This is a genomic window from Rhodococcus sp. PAE-6 (assembly GCF_025290685.1).
In the GTDB taxonomy this organism is placed as follows: Bacteria; Actinomycetota; Actinomycetes; order Mycobacteriales; family Mycobacteriaceae; genus Rhodococcus; species Rhodococcus pyridinivorans.
On record NZ_JAOCLZ010000009.1, the window covers coordinates 206,360 to 228,991 of the forward strand.

Sequence of the window (22,632 nt, forward strand, 5' to 3'; positions counted from 1 at the left end):
TTAGGAAAGTTGTTCTCGCCGAGGGTTATTCGGAACCGATGCTTCGGTGGATCGTGACGATACCCGGGGCGGACGCGCAGGGCTATCCTCCGTCGAGGCGACAGGTAGTGGCGGAATGTAACGGTCGGGCTGTCGAAACGCCGAAATCGGTTGTTGGCACAACGATTCGGTCTAGTTTCGGATGAGGTCGGTAGTCGGAGGGGTGCATTCCGCCTCCTGTACGGCGGAACCGGTTGCATTGTTGTGTTCGGACGATGCAGGTTCGAACGGCCGATACCGGAAATAATCGCCCCGGGGGCCGGCGTTGTGCGATGTCGTCGGTGTACTCACCGGCACCGAGTTGCTCGGAGCGGATTGCGGAACGAGGGAGCACATGACGGTCGACGAGAATCCGACGACGCTCCGCCGGGCGTCCGACCTTCTGGCAGGGGTCCGCGACGGCACGGACGACGACACGCTCGCGGCAGGCGTCGTACTCGCGGCGACCCTGATCGCTCTGGTCTGGGCCAACCTGGGCGACTCGTACGAGGCGTTCTGGCACACACCTCTCAGCATCAGCATCGGCGACTACGGCATCGATCTCGACCTCGAGCACTGGGTGAACGACGCCGTCATGACGCTGTTCTTCTTCGTCGTCGGCCTCGAGGTCAAACGCGAGCTCACCATGGGAGAGCTCACCGACCGGACGCGCGCCGCGGTCCCGCTCGTGGCGGCAATCGCGGGGCTCGCGCTACCTGCGGGACTGTTTCTGCTGCTCAACCCCAGCGGGGAGGCCGCAGGAGCGTGGGGTGTGGTCGTGTCCACCGACACCGCCTTCGTGCTCGGTGCGCTCGCGCTGGTCGGACCCCGCTGCCCGGCCCGCCTGCGCGTGTTCATCCTCACGCTGGCCGTGGCCGACGACATCGGCGCCCTCGCCATCATCGCCTTCGTCTACACCGACGATCTGCAGCCGGTCTACCTGATACCTGCCGCGATCGGACTGTTGCTGATCCTGCAGTTCCGCCGGCTCGAGGTGTGGCGGGGCGTCGTCTACTTCGTCGTCGCGGCAGGGACGTGGGTGGCGTTCTACGAATCCGGTGTGCACCCGACCCTCGCCGGTGTACTGATCGCGTTGATCCTTCCCGTCTATCCGCCGCGCCGCAGCGAGGTGGAGCGCGCCGGCGAACTCACGCGGGCGTTCCGCCAGTCGCCCAACTCCGACTACGCGCGCGCCGCGCAACTCGGGGTGCTCCGCGCGGTGTCCGTGAACGAGCGGCTGCTACGGTTCTACCAGCCGTACACGGCGTTCCTCGTCGTGCCGATCTTCGCCCTCGCCAACGCGGGTGTGGTGATCTCCGCCGAGACCGTCGGCACTGCGATCCGGTCGCCGATCACGTGGGGTGTCGTCCTCGGTCTCGTGGTGGGCAAACTCGTGGGCATCACCGCGGCCACTGCCGTCTTCTCGAGCCTGCGTCCGGGCAGCCTGCCGCCGGGACTCACCCTCTCGCACGTCGGTGGGGGTGCCGCGCTCGCCGGCATCGGGTTCACGATCTCATTGTTCATCGTGGATCTGGCGATCGAATCTCCCGAAGCGGCCAACGACGCCCGAATCGGCGTCCTTCTCGCGGCTGTTCTCGCCACGGCGCTGGGCTGGGCTTTGTTCCGGCTGTCCGACCGCCTGAATCCGCCGCAGGGATCTGCCGGGCTCGTGCTGCTGCGTCCGGTGGATCCGAACCGTGACCACATACGGGGACCGGTCGACGCTCCGCTCACACTCGTCGAGTACGGAGACTTCGAGTGCCCGTTCTGCAGCAAGGCCACCGGCAGCATCCGCGACGTGCGCGAGCACTTCGGCGACGACCTGCGGTACGTCTTCCGGCACCTTCCCCTCGATGAACACCATCCGCACGCCCGGTTCGCCGCCGAAGCGGCCGAGGCTGCGGCGGCGCAGGGACGATTCTGGGACATGCACGACCACCTATTCGCCCACAGCGACGCTCTGTCCCGCGACGAGATCTACGAACACGCCCAGCAGTTGGGTCTCGATATGGACAGGTTCGACGAGGACCTTCGCCTGGGGCGGTACCGTCACCGTGTCGAGGACGACGATCTCGACGCCGAGACCAGCGACGTCTTCGGAACGCCCACCTTCTACCTCGGCGCCACCGGATCGGACCTCGCCCGGCACACCGGCCCGTTCGACGCGGCGACGTTGATCCGCAGGCTCGAAGAGGTGCGCGAGAGGTGATGCGATTCGGGTGGATCCGACCCCGGAAAGCGGGGGCGGATCCACCCAAGTCGTGACGGTTTCTACCGGATGGTGGGTCCGGCCTCCGCGGATCCGGTCGGTAACAGGCCGGCCAAGCTGGCGAGGAGCGTTTCCCAGCGGCATTCCGCGGAGATCGACGCGAAGCGGCACCCGGAGTAGTCCTCCGTGGGGAGCGTAGGTGTGCCGGGATCTGCGTACGCCGTGGCCGGCACTGCGAAGGCGATTGCGGCACAACCGAGCACGCCCGCGGCGAATCGCTTCATGAAATCCTCGAATCTCTCGTACGAACCTTCGGGGAGATCATTCCCCGGTGGGTCGCACCCCGCCATTCGAGACGAGCGGTTCGAGCCCGTCGAGGACGCGCTGCAGCCCGAACTCCCATGCGTGGTGCGGGCTGTAGGCGGCGTTCATCTCTGCTCCGGCCGCCGCTCCCACCCGCTGTGCGAGGGGATGGTCGTCACCGAGATAGTGCGCGAGTCGCTCGTTCCATCGCGCCCAGGCCTCGCCCATGTCGGCGGCGTGCGGATCAGGTCGTCGGGCTCGGGCCGCACCCCGCACGAAGTCCGCGACGAACGTGAGCGCGGCGTCGCGATCGATGTCGCCGAGGGGCGTGCCGTCGAAGGCGTGGAGTTCGTGGTCGTACTTCGCGATCGTGCCGGGGCCGAGCGCGGTGCGCTGATCGTCGACGTCCAGCAGCCACCAGTGTGCGGCGTAGTGCTCGAGTTCGGATTCGGCGACCTGCCGTACCCGATCCCGCCACGACGGGGACTCGTAGGGCGGCCGGGGTTGCCGGGCGTGGACCCGATCGACCATGAGGACGAGGAGGTCGTCGCGCGACCCGACATGGGTGTAGAGGGCCATGGCGGAGACGCCCAGATCGGTCGCGAGGCGACGGATCGTCACCGCGTCGAGGCCCACCGCGTCGGCGACGGTTACCGCAGCGTCCACCGCGGATGTGGTGGTGATCTTGGCTTTCGGCCCGCGGGAACCACCGGTCGGCGCGTCGGGATGCTCGCGCCACAGCAGGTCGATCAGATCGCGCGCCATAAATGCCTCCCGAAAACTCGCTCTCGGGAGTACTCTATACGCCGTACAAGGTTTCTGCTCTGGGGGAGGTCCTATGAAAATCAAGTCCACAGCACTGTCGCTCAACGTCGCCGACACTGCCGCATCGGCAGATTTCGCGATCCGGCACTTCGGTTTCACCGAGGAGATGTCGGCGGACGGATTCGTCTCGTTGACTCACCCGGACGCAGGATTCAACGTCGTGTTCCTGCGTACCGGGCTGTCGACCTTCAAGCCGGAATCCGTCGCCGGCCCGGCCGGTCAGGGCATGCTCATCGCCTTCGTCGTCGACGACGTCGACACCGAGTTCGCGCGCATCGCGGAAGCCGGTGCGACGGTCGTGACCAAGCCGGAGACCGAGCCGTGGGGTGAACGGTACTGCCAGTTCGCCGATCCGAACGGGATCATCTGGCAACTCGTCCACTGGGTCTCGGAACCGGCCTGACCATGCGAAGTCTCAGTCGAGGCAGAATTCGTTGCCCTCGGGGTCGGCCATGACGATGTGGCCGGCCCCGAACGGCGGCGCCGGGTCGTGACGCTCCAGGCGCGTGGCCCCGCGTGCGACGAGCCGTTCGGCCTCGGCTTCCAGGGCAGCCATGCGCTCGGCGCCGTCGAGTCCGGGCGCGGCACGCACGTCCAGATGCATCCGGTTCTTGGCCTGCTTGCCCTCGGGCACCTTCTGGAAGAACAGCCGGGGCCCTGCCTCGTCCGGGTCGACGATGCCCGACGCGTCGTTGCGTCGTTCGAGTGGCACCCCCATCGCGTCGAGCGCGTCGTCCCACGACACGAAATTGCCGGGCGGCTTCTGGAGTTCGTAGCCGAGGGCGTCCGCCCAGAAGTCCGCGAGAGCCGCGGGATCGGCGCAGTCGAACGTGATCTGGATGTCGCGGGCCATGTCAGCTCGCCTCCTGTCGGGCGCGGGTACGGGTGTGCAGGTAGAGGTCCCTCAGAAGACAGACCTCGGACAGATGATGGATGAGTTCGCGGTGGATGTGCAGGACCAGCGCGCCCATCGGGTACTCGGCGTACGGTCCTTCGGCTTCACCGCACGGTCGGGCGAGTCCGTCTTCCCCGAGGGACTCGACGCCCGCAATCCACGTGGCGAGTTCGGCATCGAGCTGGGCGAGGGCCTCGTCCGCGGTCGCTGCGTACTCGAACGACATGTAGTCGGTGGCTGTGCGTCCGAAATGGCTCGCGTTGCGCATCGTCAGCACGCCGACGATCACATGCCCGAGCCGCCACGCAATGGTCGTGAAGGGCGGCGGATCCGGTTCGGGGACCGCGAAATCGATGGTCATCGCCCCGGCGCCTCCCAGTAGGGGAGCGGTGCCAGTCCCGCGCGGCCGAACACTCCAGCAGTCGAGTGCGGGCTCGAAGAAGTATTCGTCGTCGGTGAGGCCGTCGAGGCGACGGCGAACCGGATAGTCGAGTTGCTGTCGCAGAAGGTGGTTCCAGTCGAGTTCTGTCATGGCTCCAGGTTGGCGCATACTCCGGACAGCTTCGGTCCGTGATCCGTGCGACTATCGTCGTGTGACCGTCGAGTCGACCACCGAACGGGTTCTGAGGGTGCTTGCGCTGTTGCAGAGTCGCCCCTCGTGGACCGCTGACGAACTGGCTGCGGAACTCGGCGTGACCGATCGCTCGGTGCGCCGCGACGTCGATCGGCTGCGCGCCCTCGGCTATCCCGTCCGCGCGACCTCCGGTGTCGGCGGTGGTTATCAGCTCGGTGCCGGCACGAGACTGCCGCCGCTGCTCCTGCACGACGACGAAGCGATCGCCACGGCGGTGTCGCTGCGACTGGCGTCGGGCAGCACCATCGCCGGTGCCGCCGAGGCGGCCCTGCGCGCACTGGCCAAGCTCGATCAGGTGATGCCGCCGCGTCTGCGCGCGGAGGTGCGGGCGATCTACGGGGCCACCGAGACCGTCGTCGGCGCGGGCACCGAGATCGACGCCGACACGCTGCTGGCGTTGGCCCGAGCGTGCCGCGACGCGACCCGTGTGCGGTTCCGGTACACCACCCGGCAGGAGGCGGACGACGAGCGCACCGTCGAACCGGTGCGTATGGTCGCTGCCGGACAGCGCTGGTACCTCATGGCATGGGACGTCGATCGCGACGACTGGCGCACCTTCCGGCTCGACCGGATGCGCGACGTGTCCCTCACGACCTGGCGGTTCCGGCCGCGGCAGCATCCCGATCCGGTGTCGTACGTCCAGCGGTCCGTGACGGAGTCGCCCTACCGGTACATTGCGCGGATCCGCCTGCGGGCGGACGCCGACCAGGTGCGCGACATGGTGCCGCCGCAGGTCGGGCGGGTCGAGGACGACGAGGACGGGTGGTGCGTGCTCGTCGTCGGCGCGGACGACCCGGACTGGGTCGTGATGCACGTCGCGCGAATGGGTTTCGAGGCGGTCGTCCTCGAGCCACCGGAACTTCGGGCGGCCGCGGACCGGCTCGCGACGCACCTCGCCGCGATCGCCTCCCGCTCCGATCGGTGACGGGTCCTCGCGCACGCGACCTGCGGCATGGTTGTGTGGCGTGGTGACGGCGAAGTGGCTCCGGCTCGGATCGGACGTTCTCGGGTGGACGGCAACCGCGACAGGCGCGGTCGGTCTCGCGCTCCACTTCGGTAGGTGGTCGGCCCAACCCTTGGTGCTCGCAGCGTCCGGTGCGTCGTATCTGATGGCCGGTGCGGTGATCGGGCTGATCGCCTTGGCCGTCCGTCGACGCCTATTCGGGGCCCTCGTTGCGGGTGCGATTGCTGCGACTGCGGTCTGGACCCAGGCGCCTCTCCACGTCGCGACGGCTGCGGCCGGTGCGGGTCCCGATATCACCGTGATGCACGCGAACATTCTGTTCGACAGGGGTGCCGATCCCGAGGTCGTCGTGTCCCGGGTCCGGGACCGCGACGTCGACCTGCTCACGGTGAACGAACTCACCTCTGCGGGGGTCGATGGACTCACCCGTGCCGGTCTCGACGAGCTGTTACCCCATCGGTATCTCGTCCCCGGAGAGTTGGCGTCGGGAACGGGAATCTGGAGCCGATTTCCGCTGTCGGACACCGTCGAACACGACGGATTCGTCTTCCGTCAACTCTCTGCGCTCGCGGACGTACCGGGAGCGGGACCGGTCGCGGTCCACGCGTTCCACCCGGTCCCACCGGTGTTCGACGCGCAGGACTGGGCTGCCGAACTGTCACGGTTGCAGGACATCCTCGATCGATCTCCGGCCGACGTCCCCGCAGTCGTGGGCGGCGATTTCAACGCCACCTACGACCATGCGCAGTTCCGCGCGTTGCTCTCGGGGCGTTTCGCCGATGCCGCGGAGCAGGCGGGAGCGGGGGCGGTGCGTACCTATCCGACCGACAAACCCGGCCCGCCGCTGGTGGCGATCGATCACATCCTCGTCGGGAACGGGACGGCCGTCGCGTTCGACTCCGACGACCTTCCCAGGGCGGATCACCGTTCGGTGGTCGCCCGGATCCGGTTGGACCCCGGCGAGTGACGCCTCGGGATCAGGCCCCCCGCGAGCGAAGCCTCGCGATCAGGCCTCAGCGCCCATCGACTCGGCGAGGATCGGCCACGCCTTGCGCAGGTCGTCCTCCCAGTAACCCCACGAATGCGTTCCGTCGGCATCGAGTTCGGCCGTGACCGGGATGTCGAGCGCTTCGAGCCGGTCCACCAGCTGGTGCGTGCAGGCATTCGTGGCGGCCTCCGTGGCGGCCTCGATCGCTCCGCCTGCGACGATCTGCGTGGCGAACGATTCACCCGCCGCGCGTTCCTGACCGGGGACGTCGTACGCGCCGGGCAGACCGTTGCGGCTCGACAGGTACAAGGCCTTGCCGCGCAAGCCTTCCGCATTGAGGTAGACGTCGTGCTCGGCCCAGCGCGGACCCGTCGGCCGGACCCCACATACTCTCGACGTCGCCCTTGCCGCGGCGCTCGACGACGAGCCTCACGTACAGCTGACCGACCGGATCACTGGTGCGCACGCATCCGCTGAGGGATGCGACGCCGGAGTACAGGTCGCCGCTCCGGATCGCGAGGTCCAGCGCGGAGCCGGCACTCATGGACATCCCGATGATCGACTGCTTGCCGTCGGTGTCGAGCAGTTCGTCGACGACGGGCGGCAGTTCCTCGAGGAGGAAGGTCTGCCACTGGTTGCGACCGAGAACCGGATCGTCGAGATCCCAGTCGGTGAAGTAGCTGAAGTTGCCGGTGGCGGGGATGACCACGTTGACGTTCTTGTCCGAGAAGAACTCGGCGATGTCGCTGCTCTCCATCCACCCGGTGCCGTCGATCACCCCGACACCCGCGCCGCCGAGGGCGTAGACGACCGGCCGCTGCTCGCTCGGATCGGCCGGACGCAGGACGTCCAGGGGGATCACGGTATTCATGGCCGGGGAATAGACGCGGACCGTCCAGTGCTGGTCGGTCACCTCGTCGACGCCCGCGACGTAGGCGGTGGCGGGCTCGGCGTCGGGTTGCTCGGGATCGGCGTGCGCGGTGGCGGTGCCGAACACGAGCGACGAGAGGCCTGCGAGACCGACCGCAAGGCTGCGGAAGCCACGACGGGACACGACGGATCGACGCACGGATGAACGCCCCGATTCGAAGTGATGCCGAGAGTCGTCCCCCGCGTTCGACCCGCTGAGCTGGACAGTACCTTCCTCCGGTTGCGAAAAGTGCCTCGGGGTGCTGTGATTCCGGACTCGCGATGGCGCCGGGACGAGTTCGACAACGCACTCGGGATCTCGTGCGGTGGCCGAACTTTCAGACGATTACGTGGTACTCAGAGTGACAGGATCGACGCTGCGGCGGTGCCGGGTGCGCCGTAGACCTGGGCGAGGCCCACCTTCGGTTCGCCCGGAACCTGCCGCTCGCCGGCCTGGCCGCGCAGCTGCAGCACCAGTTCGTGGACCTGGCGGATACCGGAGGCGCCGATGGGTTCACCGTTGGCGATGAGACCACCGTCGGTGTTCACCGGGAGGGATCCGCCGATCTCGGTGGCTCCCTCGACGATCAGCTTCTCCTGGTCGCCGTCGGCGCACAGGCCGGTCTCGGCCATGTGGATCACTTCCGCGCCGGCGTCGGTGTCCTGGAGCTGGGCGACATCGACGTCCTCGGGGCCGATGCCGGCGGCCTCGTAGGCGGCCTTGGCCGCGTAGACGGTGGGGGAGACGTCCTCCTCGACCGACGCCCACGTCATACGGACCTCGTACGCGCCGTAGGTGCGCGTGCGAATCGCGTTGGAGCGCAGGTAGACCGGCGTTTCGGTAGTGTGCTTCGACACCAGATCGCCGCGGCACATGATCACCGCTGCGGCAGCCTCGTCCGGCGCGCAGAACATCTTCGCCGTGAGCAGGTAGTTGAGCATCGGCGACGACAGAATGTCGTCGATGTTGAACTCCATGCGGCGGAAGGCATTCGGGTTGAGGCCGCCGTTGCGGTAGTTCTTCGCCGCGACCCGTGCGAGCGTCTTGTGCGAGATGTTGTGGTCGATGGCGTAGCGGTTCGCCTTCATGCCGAAGAACTTGGTGGTGACGAACTGTCCGTTCTCGGCGTACCAGGCGGGCAGACCGAGCATGGCGGGATCGGCGGTGAAGCGGACGTCGCGCACGTGTTGAACACGTTGGTGAAGGGAATGTCGGTTGGCGCCGAATCTACCGAACGGGTGAAGGCCCACCCCGATGATGGCAACGTCGTTCACGATGTCGGGAACTCCTCGATGGGATGTGTGCGGATCAGATCGGCACGAAGCCCTGCGTGGTCCATGCCACGAGCGTGCCGCGACGCGGCAGCAGCAGCTCCGAGATGTTCGCCCCGCTGCACCGGGGGCAGCGCGGCTGGGTGGGCCATGTGGTCGCGGAGCAGTCGTTGCAGCGGCTGCCGATGAGCTGCGGGTTCTCTGCCGGCCACGTGGATACGTCGGGCGCGAGCGCCTTCGTCGTCATGGTTCGTCCTCCGTTGTCCGATGCCGATGCGGCGGCCCTCGCCGCGGTCGAACATGAGGATCACGCTCAGAAACGGCGCCTCCGGCGGGGCGGAGGCTTGCGCCGACCCGGCCTCGAGTGGCGCCGGTGCTCATCCGGGGTCTGGGCACCCGTGCGGTATTCGTCGAGCACCTTCCGCATCGCAGCGATCGCGCGCTCCCGGGTGCGCGGGTCGTCGATCTCGAGCAGCTGGTCGCGCAGACCGGTAGCGAACTCGGCGTACTCGTTCTGCCAGTCGCGGCCGACGTGCACCGGCGCCGGGGGTGCGACCGTGGCGATGTGCTCGGGCGGACCGCCCGCCACGAGCCGGTATCGGGCGCCGATCTCCGGGACGACCACGTTCAGTCCGGCATCGAGGTCGTGCAGCGCCGCCGTGAAGGCGGCGAGCGCATCGGGTTCTCCGTGGTCGAGGAAGACTGCACCGGAGATCGGCGCGCGTTGCCCGACCCATTGCACCAACTCGCCGCGATCGGCGTGCGCGGAGTAGCTGTCGATCCGCCGGATCCGTGCCCGGACATCGATGTCCTCACCCGAGATCCGGACCTTCGAGGCACCCTCGAGGATCACCCTGCCGAGCGCGCCTTGCGCCTGATAGCCGACGAAGAGCACCGTCGAGTCGGGGCGGGCGAGGTTGTTCCGCAGGTGGTGCCGAACCCGTCCCGCCTCGCACATCCCGGAGGCCGCGATGATGATCGCGCGATCGTAGCTGTCGATCCGCATCGATTCCTCGGCCTCGGCGGTGTACCGGATGCCCGGATGGCGGAAGACGTTCCGGCCGTCGAGATCCTCGAGTTCTCCGGCATGTGCGGCGAAGACGTCGGTCGCGCGGATCGCGAGCGGGGAGTCGACGAAGACCGGCACCCCCGGAATGCGCTCGTCATCGAGCAGATATCCGATGTCGAGCAACAACTCCTGGGTGCGTTCGAGCGCGAACGACGGCACGATCAGGTTGCCGCCCCGCCCGAGTGCCTCGTTCACCTCCCGGGCGAGGAGGTCGCGGCGCTCGGCGATCGTGAGTCGAGGGCGTGAGCGGTCCCCGTAGGTGGATTCGCAGACGACGTAGTCGAGTCCGGTCGGACCTTCCGGATCGGCGTGGAAGGCCTTCTGTTCCGGCCCCAGATCCCCCGAGAACAACATCCGCACACCGCCGGCCTCGATCTCCGCCGAGGCCGATCCCAGGATGTGTCCGGCATTCCACAGGCGGACCCGGAAACCGGGCGCCGGTTCGAACCACTCCTCGAGCGGTATCGGCCGGGCGCGTGAGGCGGCGAGCCGGGCGTCCTCCTCGGTGTAGATCGGGTGGAATTCGGCGCGGTTCGCGCGGTCGCGTCGCCGATTGCGGCGCTGGGCCTCGAACTCCTGGATGCGAGCCGAGTCGGCAAGCATGAACGAGAGCAATTCCGCTGTGGGGGCCGTGCAGAAGATCGGGCCGTCGAAGCCGCGGGCGACGAGCTTGGGGAGCAGGCCGCAATGGTCGATGTGGGCGTGGGTGAGGATCACGGCGTCGACCGACTCCGGGGGGAACGCGAACTCTGCGACGTTCAGGTTCTCGAGGCTGCGGGAGCCCTGGAACAGTCCGCAGTCGATCAGGATCCGCGCGTCGCCGAGTTCGACCGTCGCGCACGAACCGGTGACGGTTCTCGCCGCCCCGTGGAAAGTGAGTTCCGGATTGTCGGACACGGCATCTCCTCGGACGCTCGGGCGGTGGTGACCCGCGGGACTGCCTCTCACCGTATCGAGCGCGGGTGTCCCACCGGACCGGGAAAGGATGTAGAACCTGTTCCAATTCTGTGCGATTGTGGCTATCGTCACGTGCACAACCGGCAATGCGATGGAGGGCGAGCCAGATGAAGACCAAGGGTGCAGTGCTGTGGGGCATCGACGAACCGTGGTCCGTCGAGGAGATCGAACTCGGCGATCCCGTCGCGGGCGAAGTGCAGATCCGCATGGAAGCCGCCGGCATGTGCCATTCCGACCACCACATCGTCACGGGCGCAACCCCGATGCCGTCCTTCCCCGCCATGGGCGGTCACGAGGGCTCGGGCGTGATCACCAAGGTCGGTGAGGGTGTGGTGGGCCTCGAGGTGGGCGACCACGTCGTGCTGTCCTTCATCCCCGCGTGCGGACGGTGTCCGTCCTGTGCCTCGGGGCACTCGAACCTGTGCGACCTCGGCGCCGGACTGCTCAGCGGCCAGGCGATCTCCGACGGCACCTACCGCATCCAGGCGCGCGGCCAGAACGTGATCGCGATGTGCCTGCTCGGCACCTTCTCGCCGTACATGACGGTCAACCAGAGCCAGGTCGTCAAGATCGACAAGGACGTACCCTTCGAGCTCGCGGCGCTGGTCGGCTGCGGCGTGCCCACCGGCTGGGGTTCGGCGACGAACATCGCCGAGGTCAAGGCCGGCGACTCGGTCGCCATCATCGGCGTCGGCGGTGTCGGCATGAGCGCTCTGCAGGGCGCCGTCGCCTCCGGTGCGCGCCACGTGTTCGCGATCGACCCGGAACCGTTCAAGCGGGAGCAGGCGCTCAAGTTCGGTGCCACCCACACCTACGCCTCCATCGAGGAGGCCATCGTGCCCATCATGGAGATCACGTGGGGCCGCATGTGCCACTCGACGATCATCACCGTGGGCGAGATGAAGGGCGAGCTGGTCGATCCGGCACTGACACTCACGGCCAAGGGCGGCCGGTGCGTCGTCACGGCGATGGGCTACATGTCCGACATGGACGTCAAGCTCAACTCGTTCCTGCTCTCGATGCTGCAGAAGGACCTCAAGGGCAACATCTTCGGTGGCTGCAACGCGCGCGTCGACATCCCGAATCTGCTCGACCTGTACAAGTCCGGTCAGCTGAACCTGGCCGACATGGTCACGCGTACCTACACCCTCGAGCAGATCAACGACGGATACCGGGACATGCTCGAGGGCAGGAACATCCGCGGCGTCATCCGCTACACCGAAGCCGACTGGTGACCGGTACCGGCCGGTGACCCCGCGCCGCCGGGGCGTCTCGTAGGCTGATCGCGTGCACAGCCTCGATCTGCTCAGCGACTGGCCCGTCGACCGTTCCGCCGCCGCGGTGGTGACCCGCGACGGCGGAACGGTCGCGTCCAGGGGAGACCTCGACGAGGTCTTTCCCCTCGCGTCCGTGACGAAGCCGCTCGTAGCGTACGCCGCGCTCGTGGCCGTCGAGGAGGGCGCGATCGAGCTCGATCAGCCTGCGGGTCCCGAGGGGTCGACGGTGCGGCATCTGCTCGCCCACGCCTCGGGTCTGGCGTTCGGTGAGCGCACCGTGCAGACCGAACCCGAGCGGAAGCGGATCTACTCGAGCGCAGGCTTCGAAGTGCTTGCCGAACTCGTCGAGACGGAAACCGGTATCGAGTTCCCGGAATACCTCCGGCAAGCGGTCTTCGAGCCGCTGGGCATGCCGTCCTCGTCCCTGCCGGGGCCGGCGGGTCACGGGGCGCAGTCGTCGGTCGCCGATCTCGCACTGTTCGCGCGCGAGCTGCTCGATTCCGTTCTGGTCTCGCACGAAACCCTCACCGAGGCGACCAGCGTGCAGTTTCCGGGTCTGAACGGACTCGTGCCCGGCTACGGGATGTTCAAGCCCAACGACTGGGGTCTCGGATTCGAGATCCGGGGCGAAAAGAACCCGCATTGGACCGCCCCCGGTAATTCACCGCGTACTTTCGGTCATTTCGGTCAATCGGGCACATTCATTTGGGTAGATCCCGAAATTTCCGTCGCCGCTGTGGTACTTACTGATCGTGCGTTCGGAGACTGGGCCAAACCGCTCTGGCCTGCCCTCGGAGACGCGATCATCACCGAATTCACATGAACCTCTCTGGTTCGCTGGCGAAACACACGCCACACGGGCACACTTGTACGCAGCCTGCATGGAGAAGCCTTGGTCGACGAAGGTCGTTGGGGAAGACGTCCTGGTCGAACCGGAGGTGACTGTATGCGCGCATCCAACCAATTCGCGGATGCCACGGCGGGGGTGATCTATGTCCACTCCTCACCGGCGGCGGTGTGCCCGCACATCGAGTGGGCGCTGGCCGACATCCTCGACTGCCGGCCCGATCTCTCGTGGACGGGCCAGCCCGCCGCACCGGGGCTGCTGCGCACCTGCGTCGACTGGGTCGGGCCCGTGGGCACGGCCGCGCGACTGGCCGACGTGCTGCGGTCGTGGCCGATGCTCCGCTTCGAGATCACCGAGAATCCCAGCGAGGGCGTCGACGGCGAACGTTTCAGCTACGCCCCCCGACTGGGTCTGTGGCGCGGGTGCACCAGCGCCAACGGCGACATCGTCGTCGGAGAGATGCGTCTGCGCGCCATGCTGTCCTCCGCCGATGTCACGAGCGAACTGCACCGCGCCCTCGGAACGGCATGGGACGAAGAGCTCGAGCCGTACCGCAGCGGCGACGAAGGCGCGCAGGTGACGTGGCTCCGCCGGGACGTCGGCTGACCGCGGCCCGCCGCCCCGGCGACGCGACCGGAACGCACCCCACATCTTCCTGATACGAGAACACCGGCACCGCTCCGAGGGGCGGTGCCGGTGTTCTCGTGCTGTGTCCGGATCAGAGCGGAATATTCTTGTGCCGTCCGCGCACCGCGGGTGCGGCGGCGAGCGCGGCGGCCAGGGTGCTGCGCGTGGTGGCGGGATCGATCATCTCGTCGACCACACCGATGGCCATCGCACGACCGACGCCACCGGCGATCGCCTCGTGTTCGGCGGCGAGACGGTCGTGCAGCGCCTCACGCTCTTCCTCGGGAGCCGCGGCGAGGGCCTTCTTGTGGAGGATGCCCACAGCGGCTTTCGCGCCCATCACGGCCACCTCGGACTCCGGCCACGCGTAGACGGCGGTGGCCCCGAGCGCCCGGGAGTTCATCGCGATGTACGCGCCGCCGTAGATCTTGCGGGTCACGAGCGTGACGCGGGGAACCTTCGCCTCGGCGAACGCGTGGAGCAGCTTGGCGCCGCGTCGCACGACACCCTCCCACTCCTGGCTTACACCGGGAAGGTAACCGGGAACGTCGACGATGACGACGAGCGGAACACCGAAGGCGTTGCACATCCGCACGAAACGCGCTGACTTCTCGGCGCTCTCGGAGTTGAGGCAGCCGCCGAGGCGCAGCGGGTTGTTGGCGATGACCCCGACCGTGCGGCCGCCGAGACGGCCGAAGCCGGTGACGATGCTGCGGGCCCAGCCGGCCTGCAGTTCCTCGAAGGAGGACTCGCCGTCGACGTTGTCGAGCAACTGGTGGACGATCGGCCGCACGTCGTATGCGCGTCGCGGCGAGGCGGGCATCAGCGCCCGCAGGTCGGTGTCGCCGAGTGTCGCTGCGACGACGTCGAATTCGCCCTGCTCGGCCAGCATCGACACCAGGCGGCGGGCCCGGTGCAGGGCGTCGGCCTCGTCGTGCGCGGCGATGTGCGCGACACCGGACTTCTTGGTGTGCGTGTCGGGGCCGCCGAGCGACTCCATGTCGACCTGCTCACCGGTGACGCTGCGGACCACGTCCGGTCCGGTGACGAAGACACGGCCCTCGGGGGCCATGATGACGATGTCGGTCAGGGCCGGGCCGTAGGCGGCACCGCCGGCCGCGAAGCCGAGAACGACGGAGATCTGGGGGATCAGACCGGACGCGCGGACCATGGCCTCGAAGACCAGGCCGACGGCGTGGAGGGCTTCGACGCCCTCGGCCAGACGCGCGCCACCGGAGTGGAAGATGCCGACCACGGGGATCTCGTGGTCGATGGCGTGGTCGATGGCGGAGACGATGTGCTTGCATCCCTCGACGCCCATGGCTCCGCCCATGACGGTGGCATCGGAGCAGTAGGCGACGGTGCGGATGCCGTCGACCTCGCCGACGGCGGCGAGGACGCCCGACTTGTCGCGGGTGTGCAGCAGTTCCAGGCTGCCCGGGTCGAACAGTTTCTCGAGACGGGCCAACGGATCTCTCGGGTCCACCGTCGTCTCACGCGGGGTGGCTGGATCCAGGATGGTCATCGGGTGCTCCTCGGGCAGACGCGGTGGTGGTGGGCTGCGGTGGAGGCTCCGGGTGGAGCCTCCACCGCATGGGGCGCAGCGGCGTCGACGGTCAGGCGCGACCGAATGCGAGCGCCACGTTGTGCCCACCGAAACCGAACGAGTTGTTCAGCGCGAAATCGATCCGGCCGGAACGTGGTTCGCCCTTGACCACGTCGAGATCGATCTCTGGATCCTGGTTCTCGAGATTCAGCGTGGGCGGGATGACCCCGTCACGCAGAGCCAGGACCGTGAGTACTGCTTCGAGTGCACCCACCGCACCGATCGAATGACCGAGCGCGGACTTGGGGGCGTAGATCGCGGCGTGGTTGCCCACGGCCGCGTTGATGGCCTTGGCTTCGGCCACGTCGCCGATCGGGGTGGCCGTCGCGTGCGCGTTGACGTGCCCGATGTCGGCCTTGGTGAGCCCGGCGGTCTCGATCGCTCGCCGCATGGCCCGAGCCGCTCCCGTACCTTCCGGATCGGGGGCGACGATGTGGTAACCGTCGGAGGTGATGCCGGCGCCGAGGATACGAGCGTGGATGGTCGCTCCGCGTGTCTTGGCGTGCTCCTCGCTCTCGAGGACCATCAGTGCGCCGGCCTCGCCGAAGACGAAACCGTCGCGGTCCTTGTCGAACGGACGCGAGGCGCCCTTCGGGTCCTCGTTGCGGGTGCTCAGCGCCCGCATCATCGCGAAGCCCGCGGTGGCCACCGCGTCCAGCTGACCCTCGACACCACCGGTGACGACGATGTCGGCGTCGCCGAAGGCGATCATGCGGAACGCGTTGGCGATCGCCTCGGATCCGGACGAGCACGCCGAGACCGGGGTGATGACCCCTGCGCGAGCACCGAGTTCGAGCCCGACGGTGGCCGACGGTCCGTTCGGCATGATCATCTGCACCGCGAAGGGCGAGACCTTGCGGTAGCCGCCGGCACGGAGCTTGTCGACGGCGTCGATGAGCGACTCGCCGCCACCGAGGCCCGTACCGATGACCACACCGAGACGGTCCTGGTCGACCTCGGGGCTGCCGGCGTTCTGCCAGACGGTGCGCCCGAGGGTGAGCGCGAGGCGCTCGACGAAGCTCATGCGACGGAGTTCCACCCGGGACAGTCCCTCGTCGGGGCTGACCTTCAGGGTTCCGCCGATGCGCACCGGGAGGTCGAACTCGTCGACGAATCCGCCGTCGATGGTGCCGATCCCGCTCTCACCGGCCAGCAGTGCTTTCCAGGTGGCGTCCACGTCGCCGGCGATCGACGTCGTAGCCGCGAGGCTGGTGACGACGACGTTGCGGAGTGCCCGAGGAGAAGGGGAGGTCACAGCAGAACTCATTCGTTGTCGTTCGTGGCCTGAACGCCTGCGGCCTCGAGCTTCTGGATGTAGTTCACGGCGTCACCGACGGTCCGCAGACCGGCGAGATCCTCGTCAGGGATCTTCACGCCGTACTTGTCCTCGGTCTGGACGGCGATCTCGACCATGGACAGCGAGTCGATGTCGAGGTCGTCGACGAAGGACTTGTCGACGGTCACCTCGGAGGGCTCGATGCCGGTGACCTCTTCGATGATCTCCGCGAGACCGGCGATGATTTCTTCCTGGGTGGCGGCCACGATGTGGCTCCCTTCTCGATCTGTCGACTATGTCGTTCGAAACCGGCCGGATGTTTCCGGTCGGGGGTCCGGGGAGGTCCCGGTGAGGTGCCCGTGCTGTGCGACGGCGCGCGCAGCAACCTAACCGAGTTGAAGACTTTCGGCCAGAGCGGAGATCTCCGCGGGGGTCTTGAGGGCGACGGTGGGCGTGCCGCGCATCTCGCGCTTGGCGATGCCCACCAGCGTGCCGGCGGGGGGAAGCTCGACGATCCGGCTCACCTGCGCCGCGCGCAGGTAGGCGGTGCACAGGTCCCACCGGACGGGCCGGGTGACCTGAGCTGCGAGACGTTCGAGGGCGTCGGCTCCGGAGGTGACGGGCTTGCCGTCGTAGTTCGACAGTAGCGTGTGCGTCGGATCCGATGGTGTGATCTTCGCCGCGGCGGCAGCCACGGCGTCCTGGGCGGGTGCCATGAATCGGGTGTGGAAGGCACCGGCGACCGGCAGGGCGCGGACGCGGGCCTTCTCGGGCGGGTTCGCAGCGAGTTCCTCGAGCGCACTCAGGCGCCCGGCTGCGACGATCTGACCGGCCGCATTCATGTTTGCGGGGGCCAGATCCAACTCGGCGAGGCGCGCGAGCACCTCGTCCTCGGCGCCGCCGAGGACGGCGGACATTCCGGTGGGTTCGAGGGCGCAGGCGCGGGCCATCTCGGCTCCGCGGACGGCGGCGAGGGCGACGGCGTCGTCGGCGCTGATGACACCCGCGATGGCGGCCGCTGCGAGTTCGCCGACGGAGTGGCCGGCGACGATCGTGTCGGCGGGCACGAGGCCGCGACGGTCGAGATCCTCGAAGGCGAGCAGGGCGGAGGCCACCACGAGCGGCTGGGTCACCGCGGTGTCGGTGATCTCCTCGGCGGTGGCAGTGGTGCCGAGACGCGCGAGATCGAGTCCCGCCGTCTGCGACCACCGGTCGATCCGGTCGCGCGCTCCGGACTGCTCGAGCCACGGGGCGAGCATTCCGGGTGTCTGAGACCCCTGGCCGGGGGCAAGCAGCGAAATCACGATCACCAGGGAACACCGCGAACGGGTGCCTGCGAGATGTCGGTAGCGATGAAAGGTTGCCCCTCGATTTGTAGGGTTCCCACAAATCTGCACGTCGGTGCTCGCTATCGGAGGAAAGACCGGGGACGTTACGTGTCCGATTCGCGAATTGTGAATCGTGTGACAGGTGGTGCAGGCGATCTCAATTCGTTATGGCTTCGTGCCAGGCGGCCTACCGTGGCAGCGATTCGAAGCACGTACGCATCGCGAGGATTTGTGGGATCCCGACCCGTTACTTCTGTGATCCGCTTCAATCGATACCGCACGGTATTTGGATGAACAAACAGCTTCCGGGCGCAAGTCTCGACAGCGCCCCCACTGTCGAGGTATGCGTCCAGCGTGTCCGCGAGGGACGGCCCGGCGGCTGCGAGCGGGGCGACGACGAAGTCCTCGAGCGCGGCGATCGCGCCGGGATCACCGAGCAGCGCACGTTCGGGCAACAGCTCGGCGGCGTGCACCGGCCGGGGAGCCCCCGGCCACCCCACGACCGCCTCCATGCCGGCGAGCGCTTCGACGGCGGAGACGTGTGCGGTCGCCAGCGTCGGTGTCGTCGGACCGATCACCACCGGATCGTCGGAGAACGCGCGCATCAACTCGGAGCGGAAGTCCGCCGCGTCGACCGTCCCGTGCAGTTCACCGCTGACCACCATCACCAGGCGTTCGCCCTGCACCACCGCGAGAGCCGCGCGACCGTGCTCCTGGGCGACGGTGTGCACGGTGGTGATCACCGAGACGCCCTGGTCGGGCGGGGGAGTACCGACTATCACCGTCGCCGGGGCGGTCGCGTCCCAGTTGAGGGTCGCGGCCCGCGACTGCATGTCGGGCCCGGTGTCCCCACGCACCACGGCGTCGACGACGAGGGCCTCGAGCCGCGTGTCCCAGGCGCCCCGCGACTCGGCCGCCCCCGCGTACACCGCCGCGGCAGCGAAACCGAGCTCGCGCCCGTACCGCAGGATCGCCTCGGTGAGCGCCACGAGCTGTTCCTCGTTGCGGGCGAGGGCCGGCAGCCACTGCTCGAAGAACTCCATCGCCGCGCGGACCATGTCCACCGTCTGGCGCAGCGTCAGTCGCCGAGCGAGATCCTGCGGGATCATCTGGAAGGCGTCGAGGCTGAAGCGCAGGTCGCTGTCGGGATTGCGCACCCACTCGAGGAAGTCGACCACCGACGTCTGGATCACCAGCTGCACGGTCGACCGCTGCGACGCGTCGAGATCGGCGAAGAAGGGCAACTGCTCCTGCATGACGTGTACCGCTTCGGTGGACAGTCGCCCCGAGAACTGCTTGACCCGACGGAGCAGCGCGTCGGGCAGCGGTGCCCGCTCGGGACGGGACGGCGGTACCGGGCGTTCCCTGTGAACGCCCGGTACCTGCCCGGTCCGGCGGGGTTGCGGCTCGTCGACCATGGGACGAAAGTACCCGGCGCCCGCAACCCGGCCGGTCACGCCACTCGGACGTGACCGGCGGACGGATCAGGCGACGCCCGGATCCGCCATCGAGACCGGGGCGGCCGTCACGTCGTCGATCTTGTAGGTGCGGGCCGCCTCGACGGCCTTCTCACGATCGATCGCGCCTTCGCGGCCGAGTGCCGAGAGCACCGCGACCACCGTGGACTCGGCGTCGATGTTGAACACGCGGCGGGCGGCGCCACGGGTGTCGGAGAAGCCGAAGCCGTCGGCGCCGAGCACCGTGTAGTCGCCCGGAACCCACTTGCGGATCTGATCGGGCACCGCGCGCATCCAGTCGGACACCGCGACGAACGGACCCGCCGCGTCGTTGAGCACCGACGCGACGTACGGCACCGAGGCTTCCTCACCGGGGTTCAGCAGCGCCTGGCGGTCGCACTCGACGCCGTCGCGGCGCAGCTCGCCCCACGAAGTGACGGACCAGACGTCCGCGGACACTCCCCATTCGTCGGCGAGCATCTTCTGCGCACGCAGCGCCTCGGGCATCATCACGCCCGAGACCAGGATCTGCGCCTTCGGACCCGACTCCGGTCCCCGCTTGTACAGGTAGATGCCCTTGAGAAGGCCCTCGACGTCGAGATCCTCCGGCTCGGCCGGCTGCGAGTACGGCTCGTTGTAGATGGTGATGTAGTAGAAGACGTCCTCACCGCCGAAGCCGTCGACACCCTCCGTGCCGCCGTACATCCGCCGCAGACCGTCGCGGAAGATGTGGGCGATCTCGTAGGAGAACGCCGGGTCGTAGGTGACCGCGGCCGGGTTGGTCGACGCGAGCAGCAGCGAGTGCCCGTCGGCGTGCTGCAGGCCCTCACCGGTCAGCGTGGTGCGACCGGCCGTCGCGCCGAGGGCGAACCCGCGTGCCATCTGGTCGGCCGCCGCCCACAGGCCGTCGCCCGTGCGCTGGAAACCGAACATCGAGTAGAAGATGTACACGGGGATCATCGGCTCGCCCTGCGTTGCGTAGGACGTCCCGACCGCCGTGAACGACGCCGTCGAACCGGCCTCGTTGATGCCCTCGTGCAGGATCTGCCCGACTTCGCTCTCCTTGTAGGCAAGCATCAGATCGGCGTCGACCGAGGTGTACAGCTGACCGTTGCGGTTGTAGATCTTCAGCGACGGGAACCACGAGTCCATACCGAAGGTGCGGGCCTCGTCCGGGATGATCGGCACGATGCGCTTGCCGATCTCCTTGTCGCGCAACAGTTCCTTGAGCACACGGACCGTCGCCATGGTGGTGGCGACCTCCTGCTTGCCCGAACCCTTGCGGACGACGTCGTAGGTCTTCTCCGCGGGCAGCGCCAACGGCTTCGCGGTGGTGCGGCGCTCCGGAAGGAAACCGCCGAGGGCCCGGCGACGCTCGAGCATGTACTGGATCTCGGGCGACTCGAAGCCGGGGTGGTAGTACGGCGGCATCTTCGGGTCCTTCTCGAGCTCTTCGTCCGAGATCGGGATCCGCTGGATGTCGCGGAAGTACTTGAGGTCCTCGAGGGTGAGCTTCTTCATCTGGTGGGTCGCGTTGCGGCCCTCGAAGTGCTTACCGAGCGTGTAGCCCTTGATGGTGTGCGCGAGGATCACCGTCGGCTGACCCTTGTGCTCCATCGCCGCCTTGTAGGCCGCGTAGATCTTGCGGTAGTCGTGGCCACCGCGCTTGAGGTTCCAGATCTGCTGGTCGGACAGGTCCTTGACCAGTTCCTTCGTCCGCGGGTCGCGGCCGAAGAAGTGCTCGCGCACGAACGCGCCGTCGTTGGCCTTGTAGGTCTGGTAGTCGCCGTCGGGGGTGGCGTTCATGAGATTGACCAGTGCGCCGTCCTTGTCGGCGTGCAGCAGGGCGTCCCACTCGCGGCCCCACACGACCTTGATGACGTTCCAGCCGGAGCCGCGGAAGAACGACTCCAGCTCCTGGATGATCTTGCCGTTGCCACGCACCGGGCCGTCGAGACGCTGCAGGTTGCAGTTGACGACGAAGGTCAGGTTGTCGAGACCCTCGGTGGCCGCGACGTGCGCCAGACCGCGCGACTCCGGCTCGTCCATCTCGCCGTCGCCGAGGAACGCCCAGACGTGCTGATCGGAGGTGTCCTTGATGCCCCGGTCGTGCAGGTAGTGATTGAACCGTGCCTGGTAGATCGCGTTCATCGGGCCCAGGCCCATGGACACGGTCGGGAACTCCCAGAAGGTCGGGAGCAGGCGCGGGTGCGGGTACGAGGGCAGGCCGCCGCCGAGCGAGGCGTGGCTGTGCTCCTGACGGAAGCCGTCGAGCTGCTCCGTGCCGATGCGGCCCTCGAGGAAGGCTCGGGCGTAGATACCGGGGGAGGCGTGGCCCTGGATGAAGACCTGGTCGCCGCCGCCGGGATGGTCCTTGCCGCGGAAGAAGTGGTTGAAGCCGACCTCGTACAGGGCGGCGGACGACGCGTAGGTGGAGATGTGACCACCGACGCCGACACCCGGGCGCTGCGCGCGGGTGACCATGATCGCCGCGTTCCACCGGATGTACGCGCGGAAGCGACGCTCGACCTCCTCGTCACCGGGGAACCACGGTTCGCTCTCGGTGGGGATGGTGTTGACGTAGTCGGTGGAGGTCAGGGCGGGAAGGGAGACCTTGCGCTCGTTGGCACGCTCGAGCATGCGCAGCAGCAGGTAGCGCGCGCGGGTGGGGCCCGCGGCCTCGAGCATCCCGTCGAACGACTCGAGCCACTCTTCGGTCTCCGCCGGATCGATGTCCGGCAGATAGGAGGCCACACCCTCGCGGATCACCCGGACACGGTTGTCCTTGGTCGATGCCGGCTTGGCCGAGGAATCCGGTCCCGACGCGCCCGGTGCGGCGCCTTCTCGGGAGTCGGATCCGTGGATCAGGTCTGTCAACGTCTGCTCCTCATCGTGGTGGGCGCGTAGGTGGAGCGCCCTCTCCGTCGGCCGGCTCTTGTGGGAGCCGACGCAATCGACATCTGAACATGATGCACCCCTCATCTTCCCCCATCCGCGACGAAGGATCACGCCGTGGCCCGGCCAACAGGACGGAACGGACACCGTGCGAGGCGGTGCAATGGGTCCCTCTGGAAAGATTCTCCCGCTTTTCCCAGCGATTCGGGTTGCGTTGAGGCCCGCAACGATGTTCGCTTTGACCAATCGATCGTCACGCCGGTACGCGGATCCGAT

At 67.9% G+C, this 22,632-nt stretch carries 20 protein-coding genes and 2 pseudogenes; 7 read left to right on the forward strand and 15 right to left on the reverse strand.

The window, feature by feature from the left end:
• Nucleotides 1-373: 373 nt before the first annotated feature.
• Nucleotides 374-2,227, forward strand: coding sequence for a Na+/H+ antiporter NhaA (nhaA, locus tag NVV99_RS18465; RefSeq protein WP_024101341.1), 1,854 nt, complete (start codon nucleotides 374-376; stop codon nucleotides 2,225-2,227).
• A gap of 62 nt (nucleotides 2,228-2,289) precedes the next feature.
• Here nhaA and NVV99_RS18470 read toward each other — a convergent pair whose 3' ends face one another.
• Nucleotides 2,290-2,511, reverse strand: coding sequence for a hypothetical protein (locus NVV99_RS18470; RefSeq protein ID WP_039958679.1), 222 nt, complete (start codon nucleotides 2,509-2,511; stop codon nucleotides 2,290-2,292).
• A gap of 37 nt (nucleotides 2,512-2,548) precedes the next feature.
• A complete protein-coding gene (locus NVV99_RS18475) occupies nucleotides 2,549-3,295 on the reverse strand; it encodes a TetR/AcrR family transcriptional regulator (RefSeq protein WP_006554456.1) in 747 nt (248 codons plus the stop codon).
• 73 nt (nucleotides 3,296-3,368) lie between these two features.
• Between NVV99_RS18475 and NVV99_RS18480 the strand changes: the two genes are divergently transcribed.
• Entirely contained in the window at nucleotides 3,369-3,758 is a 390-nt protein-coding gene (locus NVV99_RS18480) for a VOC family protein (RefSeq protein ID WP_024101339.1), read from the forward strand.
• A gap of 12 nt (nucleotides 3,759-3,770) precedes the next feature.
• Here the strand turns inward: NVV99_RS18480 and NVV99_RS18485 are convergent, their stop codons facing one another.
• Together NVV99_RS18485 and NVV99_RS18490 are read right to left on the reverse strand one after the other, a co-directional pair.
• The gene (locus NVV99_RS18485; protein WP_006554454.1) at nucleotides 3,771-4,208 is read right to left on the reverse strand and encodes a VOC family protein; all 438 of its coding nucleotides are present in this window, start codon (nucleotides 4,206-4,208) and stop codon (nucleotides 3,771-3,773) included.
• Between the two features lies 1 nt (nucleotide 4,209).
• Nucleotides 4,210-4,782 (reverse strand): DinB family protein, encoded by a 573-nt coding sequence (locus NVV99_RS18490; protein ID WP_024101338.1) that lies wholly within the window; start codon nucleotides 4,780-4,782, stop codon nucleotides 4,210-4,212.
• Between the two features lie 61 nt (nucleotides 4,783-4,843).
• Here NVV99_RS18490 and NVV99_RS18495 point away from each other — a divergent pair, with 61 nt between their 5' ends.
• Nucleotides 4,844-5,809: a YafY family protein gene (locus tag NVV99_RS18495; RefSeq protein WP_024101337.1), complete on the forward strand. Its 966-nt coding sequence runs from the start codon at nucleotides 4,844-4,846 to the stop codon at nucleotides 5,807-5,809.
• 40 nt (nucleotides 5,810-5,849) lie between these two features.
• Nucleotides 5,850-6,815 carry an endonuclease/exonuclease/phosphatase family protein gene (locus tag NVV99_RS18500; protein WP_024101336.1) on the forward strand — a complete coding sequence of 322 codons (966 nt, stop codon included), beginning with the start codon at nucleotides 5,850-5,852 and terminating at the stop codon, nucleotides 6,813-6,815.
• Between the two features lie 39 nt (nucleotides 6,816-6,854).
• Here the strand turns inward: NVV99_RS18500 and NVV99_RS27120 are convergent, their stop codons facing one another.
• The 5 genes and pseudogenes from NVV99_RS27120 to NVV99_RS18520 form a co-directional block, all read right to left on the reverse strand.
• Nucleotides 6,855-7,145 (reverse strand): hypothetical protein, encoded by a 291-nt coding sequence (locus NVV99_RS27120; RefSeq protein WP_313906250.1) that lies wholly within the window; start codon nucleotides 7,143-7,145, stop codon nucleotides 6,855-6,857.
• Nucleotides 7,075-7,890 (reverse strand): alpha/beta hydrolase family protein, encoded by an 816-nt coding sequence (locus tag NVV99_RS18505; RefSeq protein WP_313906251.1) that lies wholly within the window; start codon nucleotides 7,888-7,890, stop codon nucleotides 7,075-7,077. Before NVV99_RS18505 ends, NVV99_RS27120 begins: the two co-directional genes overlap by 71 nt.
• 212 nt (nucleotides 7,891-8,102) lie before the next feature.
• Nucleotides 8,103-9,020, reverse strand: a pseudogene (locus NVV99_RS18510) (thiolase family protein).
• 40 nt (nucleotides 9,021-9,060) lie between these two features.
• Nucleotides 9,061-9,264, reverse strand: a pseudogene (locus tag NVV99_RS18515) (Zn-ribbon domain-containing OB-fold protein); the annotation flags it as partial.
• Between the two features lie 66 nt (nucleotides 9,265-9,330).
• Nucleotides 9,331-10,983 carry an MBL fold metallo-hydrolase gene (locus NVV99_RS18520; protein WP_024101335.1) on the reverse strand — a complete coding sequence of 551 codons (1,653 nt, stop codon included), beginning with the start codon at nucleotides 10,981-10,983 and terminating at the stop codon, nucleotides 9,331-9,333.
• Nucleotides 10,984-11,150: 167 nt separating this feature from the next.
• Here NVV99_RS18520 and NVV99_RS18525 point away from each other — a divergent pair, with 167 nt between their 5' ends.
• The 3 genes from NVV99_RS18525 (at nucleotide 11,151) to NVV99_RS18535 (ending at nucleotide 13,773) form a co-directional block, all read left to right on the forward strand.
• A complete protein-coding gene (locus NVV99_RS18525) occupies nucleotides 11,151-12,278 on the forward strand; it encodes an NDMA-dependent alcohol dehydrogenase (RefSeq protein WP_024101334.1) in 1,128 nt (375 codons plus the stop codon).
• Nucleotides 12,279-12,330: 52 nt separating this feature from the next.
• Nucleotides 12,331-13,143, forward strand: a complete 813-nt coding sequence (locus NVV99_RS18530; RefSeq protein WP_024101333.1) for a serine hydrolase — start codon at nucleotides 12,331-12,333, stop codon at nucleotides 13,141-13,143.
• A gap of 123 nt (nucleotides 13,144-13,266) precedes the next feature.
• Nucleotides 13,267-13,773, forward strand: a complete 507-nt coding sequence (locus tag NVV99_RS18535) for a DUF3145 domain-containing protein (protein ID WP_006554444.1) — start codon at nucleotides 13,267-13,269, stop codon at nucleotides 13,771-13,773.
• 112 nt (nucleotides 13,774-13,885) lie between these two features.
• On the opposite strand, the gene NVV99_RS18540 is transcribed toward NVV99_RS18535, so the two are convergent.
• The 6 genes from NVV99_RS18540 to aceE all read right to left on the reverse strand — a co-directional run bounded on the left by NVV99_RS18540 (nucleotide 13,886) and on the right by aceE (nucleotide 22,338).
• Nucleotides 13,886-15,319, reverse strand: coding sequence for an acyl-CoA carboxylase subunit beta (locus tag NVV99_RS18540; protein ID WP_024101332.1), 1,434 nt, complete (start codon nucleotides 15,317-15,319; stop codon nucleotides 13,886-13,888).
• A 91-nt stretch (nucleotides 15,320-15,410) separates the two neighbouring features.
• Complete coding sequence (locus NVV99_RS18545) at nucleotides 15,411-16,667, reverse strand: KasA/KasB family beta-ketoacyl-ACP synthase (protein WP_197539125.1); 1,257 nt, start codon at nucleotides 16,665-16,667, stop codon at nucleotides 15,411-15,413.
• Complete coding sequence (gene acpM, locus NVV99_RS18550; protein ID WP_006554441.1) at nucleotides 16,664-16,942, reverse strand: meromycolate extension acyl carrier protein AcpM; 279 nt, start codon at nucleotides 16,940-16,942, stop codon at nucleotides 16,664-16,666. The genes NVV99_RS18545 and acpM overlap by 4 nt, the downstream gene beginning before the upstream one ends.
• A 120-nt stretch (nucleotides 16,943-17,062) precedes the next feature.
• The gene (locus NVV99_RS18555) at nucleotides 17,063-17,980 is read right to left on the reverse strand and encodes an ACP S-malonyltransferase (RefSeq protein ID WP_024101330.1); all 918 of its coding nucleotides are present in this window, start codon (nucleotides 17,978-17,980) and stop codon (nucleotides 17,063-17,065) included.
• A 128-nt stretch (nucleotides 17,981-18,108) separates the two neighbouring features.
• Nucleotides 18,109-19,422, reverse strand: coding sequence for a CdaR family transcriptional regulator (locus NVV99_RS18560; RefSeq protein ID WP_006554439.1), 1,314 nt, complete (start codon nucleotides 19,420-19,422; stop codon nucleotides 18,109-18,111).
• 66 nt (nucleotides 19,423-19,488) lie between these two features.
• Nucleotides 19,489-22,338 (reverse strand): pyruvate dehydrogenase (acetyl-transferring), homodimeric type, encoded by a 2,850-nt coding sequence (gene aceE / locus NVV99_RS18565; RefSeq protein ID WP_033097778.1) that lies wholly within the window; start codon nucleotides 22,336-22,338, stop codon nucleotides 19,489-19,491.
• Nucleotides 22,339-22,632: the final 294 nt, after the last annotated feature.

Excerpts from the sequence above, each read along its gene's own strand:
- nhaA (WP_024101341.1), top strand. The coding sequence starts at position 374 with ATGACGGTCGACGAGAATCCGACGACGCTCCGCCGGGCGTCCGACCTT.
- NVV99_RS18470 (WP_039958679.1), bottom strand. The coding sequence starts at position 2,511 with ATGAAGCGATTCGCCGCGGGCGTGCTCGGTTGTGCCGCAATCGCCTTC.
- NVV99_RS18475 (WP_006554456.1), bottom strand. The coding sequence starts at position 3,295 with ATGGCGCGCGATCTGATCGACCTGCTGTGGCGCGAGCATCCCGACGCG.
- NVV99_RS18480 (WP_024101339.1), top strand. The coding sequence starts at position 3,369 with ATGAAAATCAAGTCCACAGCACTGTCGCTCAACGTCGCCGACACTGCC.
- NVV99_RS18485 (WP_006554454.1), bottom strand. The coding sequence starts at position 4,208 with ATGGCCCGCGACATCCAGATCACGTTCGACTGCGCCGATCCCGCGGCT.
- NVV99_RS18490 (WP_024101338.1), bottom strand. The coding sequence starts at position 4,782 with ATGACAGAACTCGACTGGAACCACCTTCTGCGACAGCAACTCGACTAT.
- NVV99_RS18525 (WP_024101334.1), top strand. The coding sequence starts at position 11,151 with ATGAAGACCAAGGGTGCAGTGCTGTGGGGCATCGACGAACCGTGGTCC.
- NVV99_RS18535 (WP_006554444.1), top strand. The coding sequence starts at position 13,267 with ATGCGCGCATCCAACCAATTCGCGGATGCCACGGCGGGGGTGATCTAT.
- NVV99_RS18540 (WP_024101332.1), bottom strand. The coding sequence starts at position 15,319 with ATGACCATCCTGGATCCAGCCACCCCGCGTGAGACGACGGTGGACCCG.
- NVV99_RS18545 (WP_197539125.1), bottom strand. The coding sequence starts at position 16,667 with ATGAGTTCTGCTGTGACCTCCCCTTCTCCTCGGGCACTCCGCAACGTC.
- NVV99_RS18560 (WP_006554439.1), bottom strand. The coding sequence starts at position 19,422 with ATGGTCGACGAGCCGCAACCCCGCCGGACCGGGCAGGTACCGGGCGTT.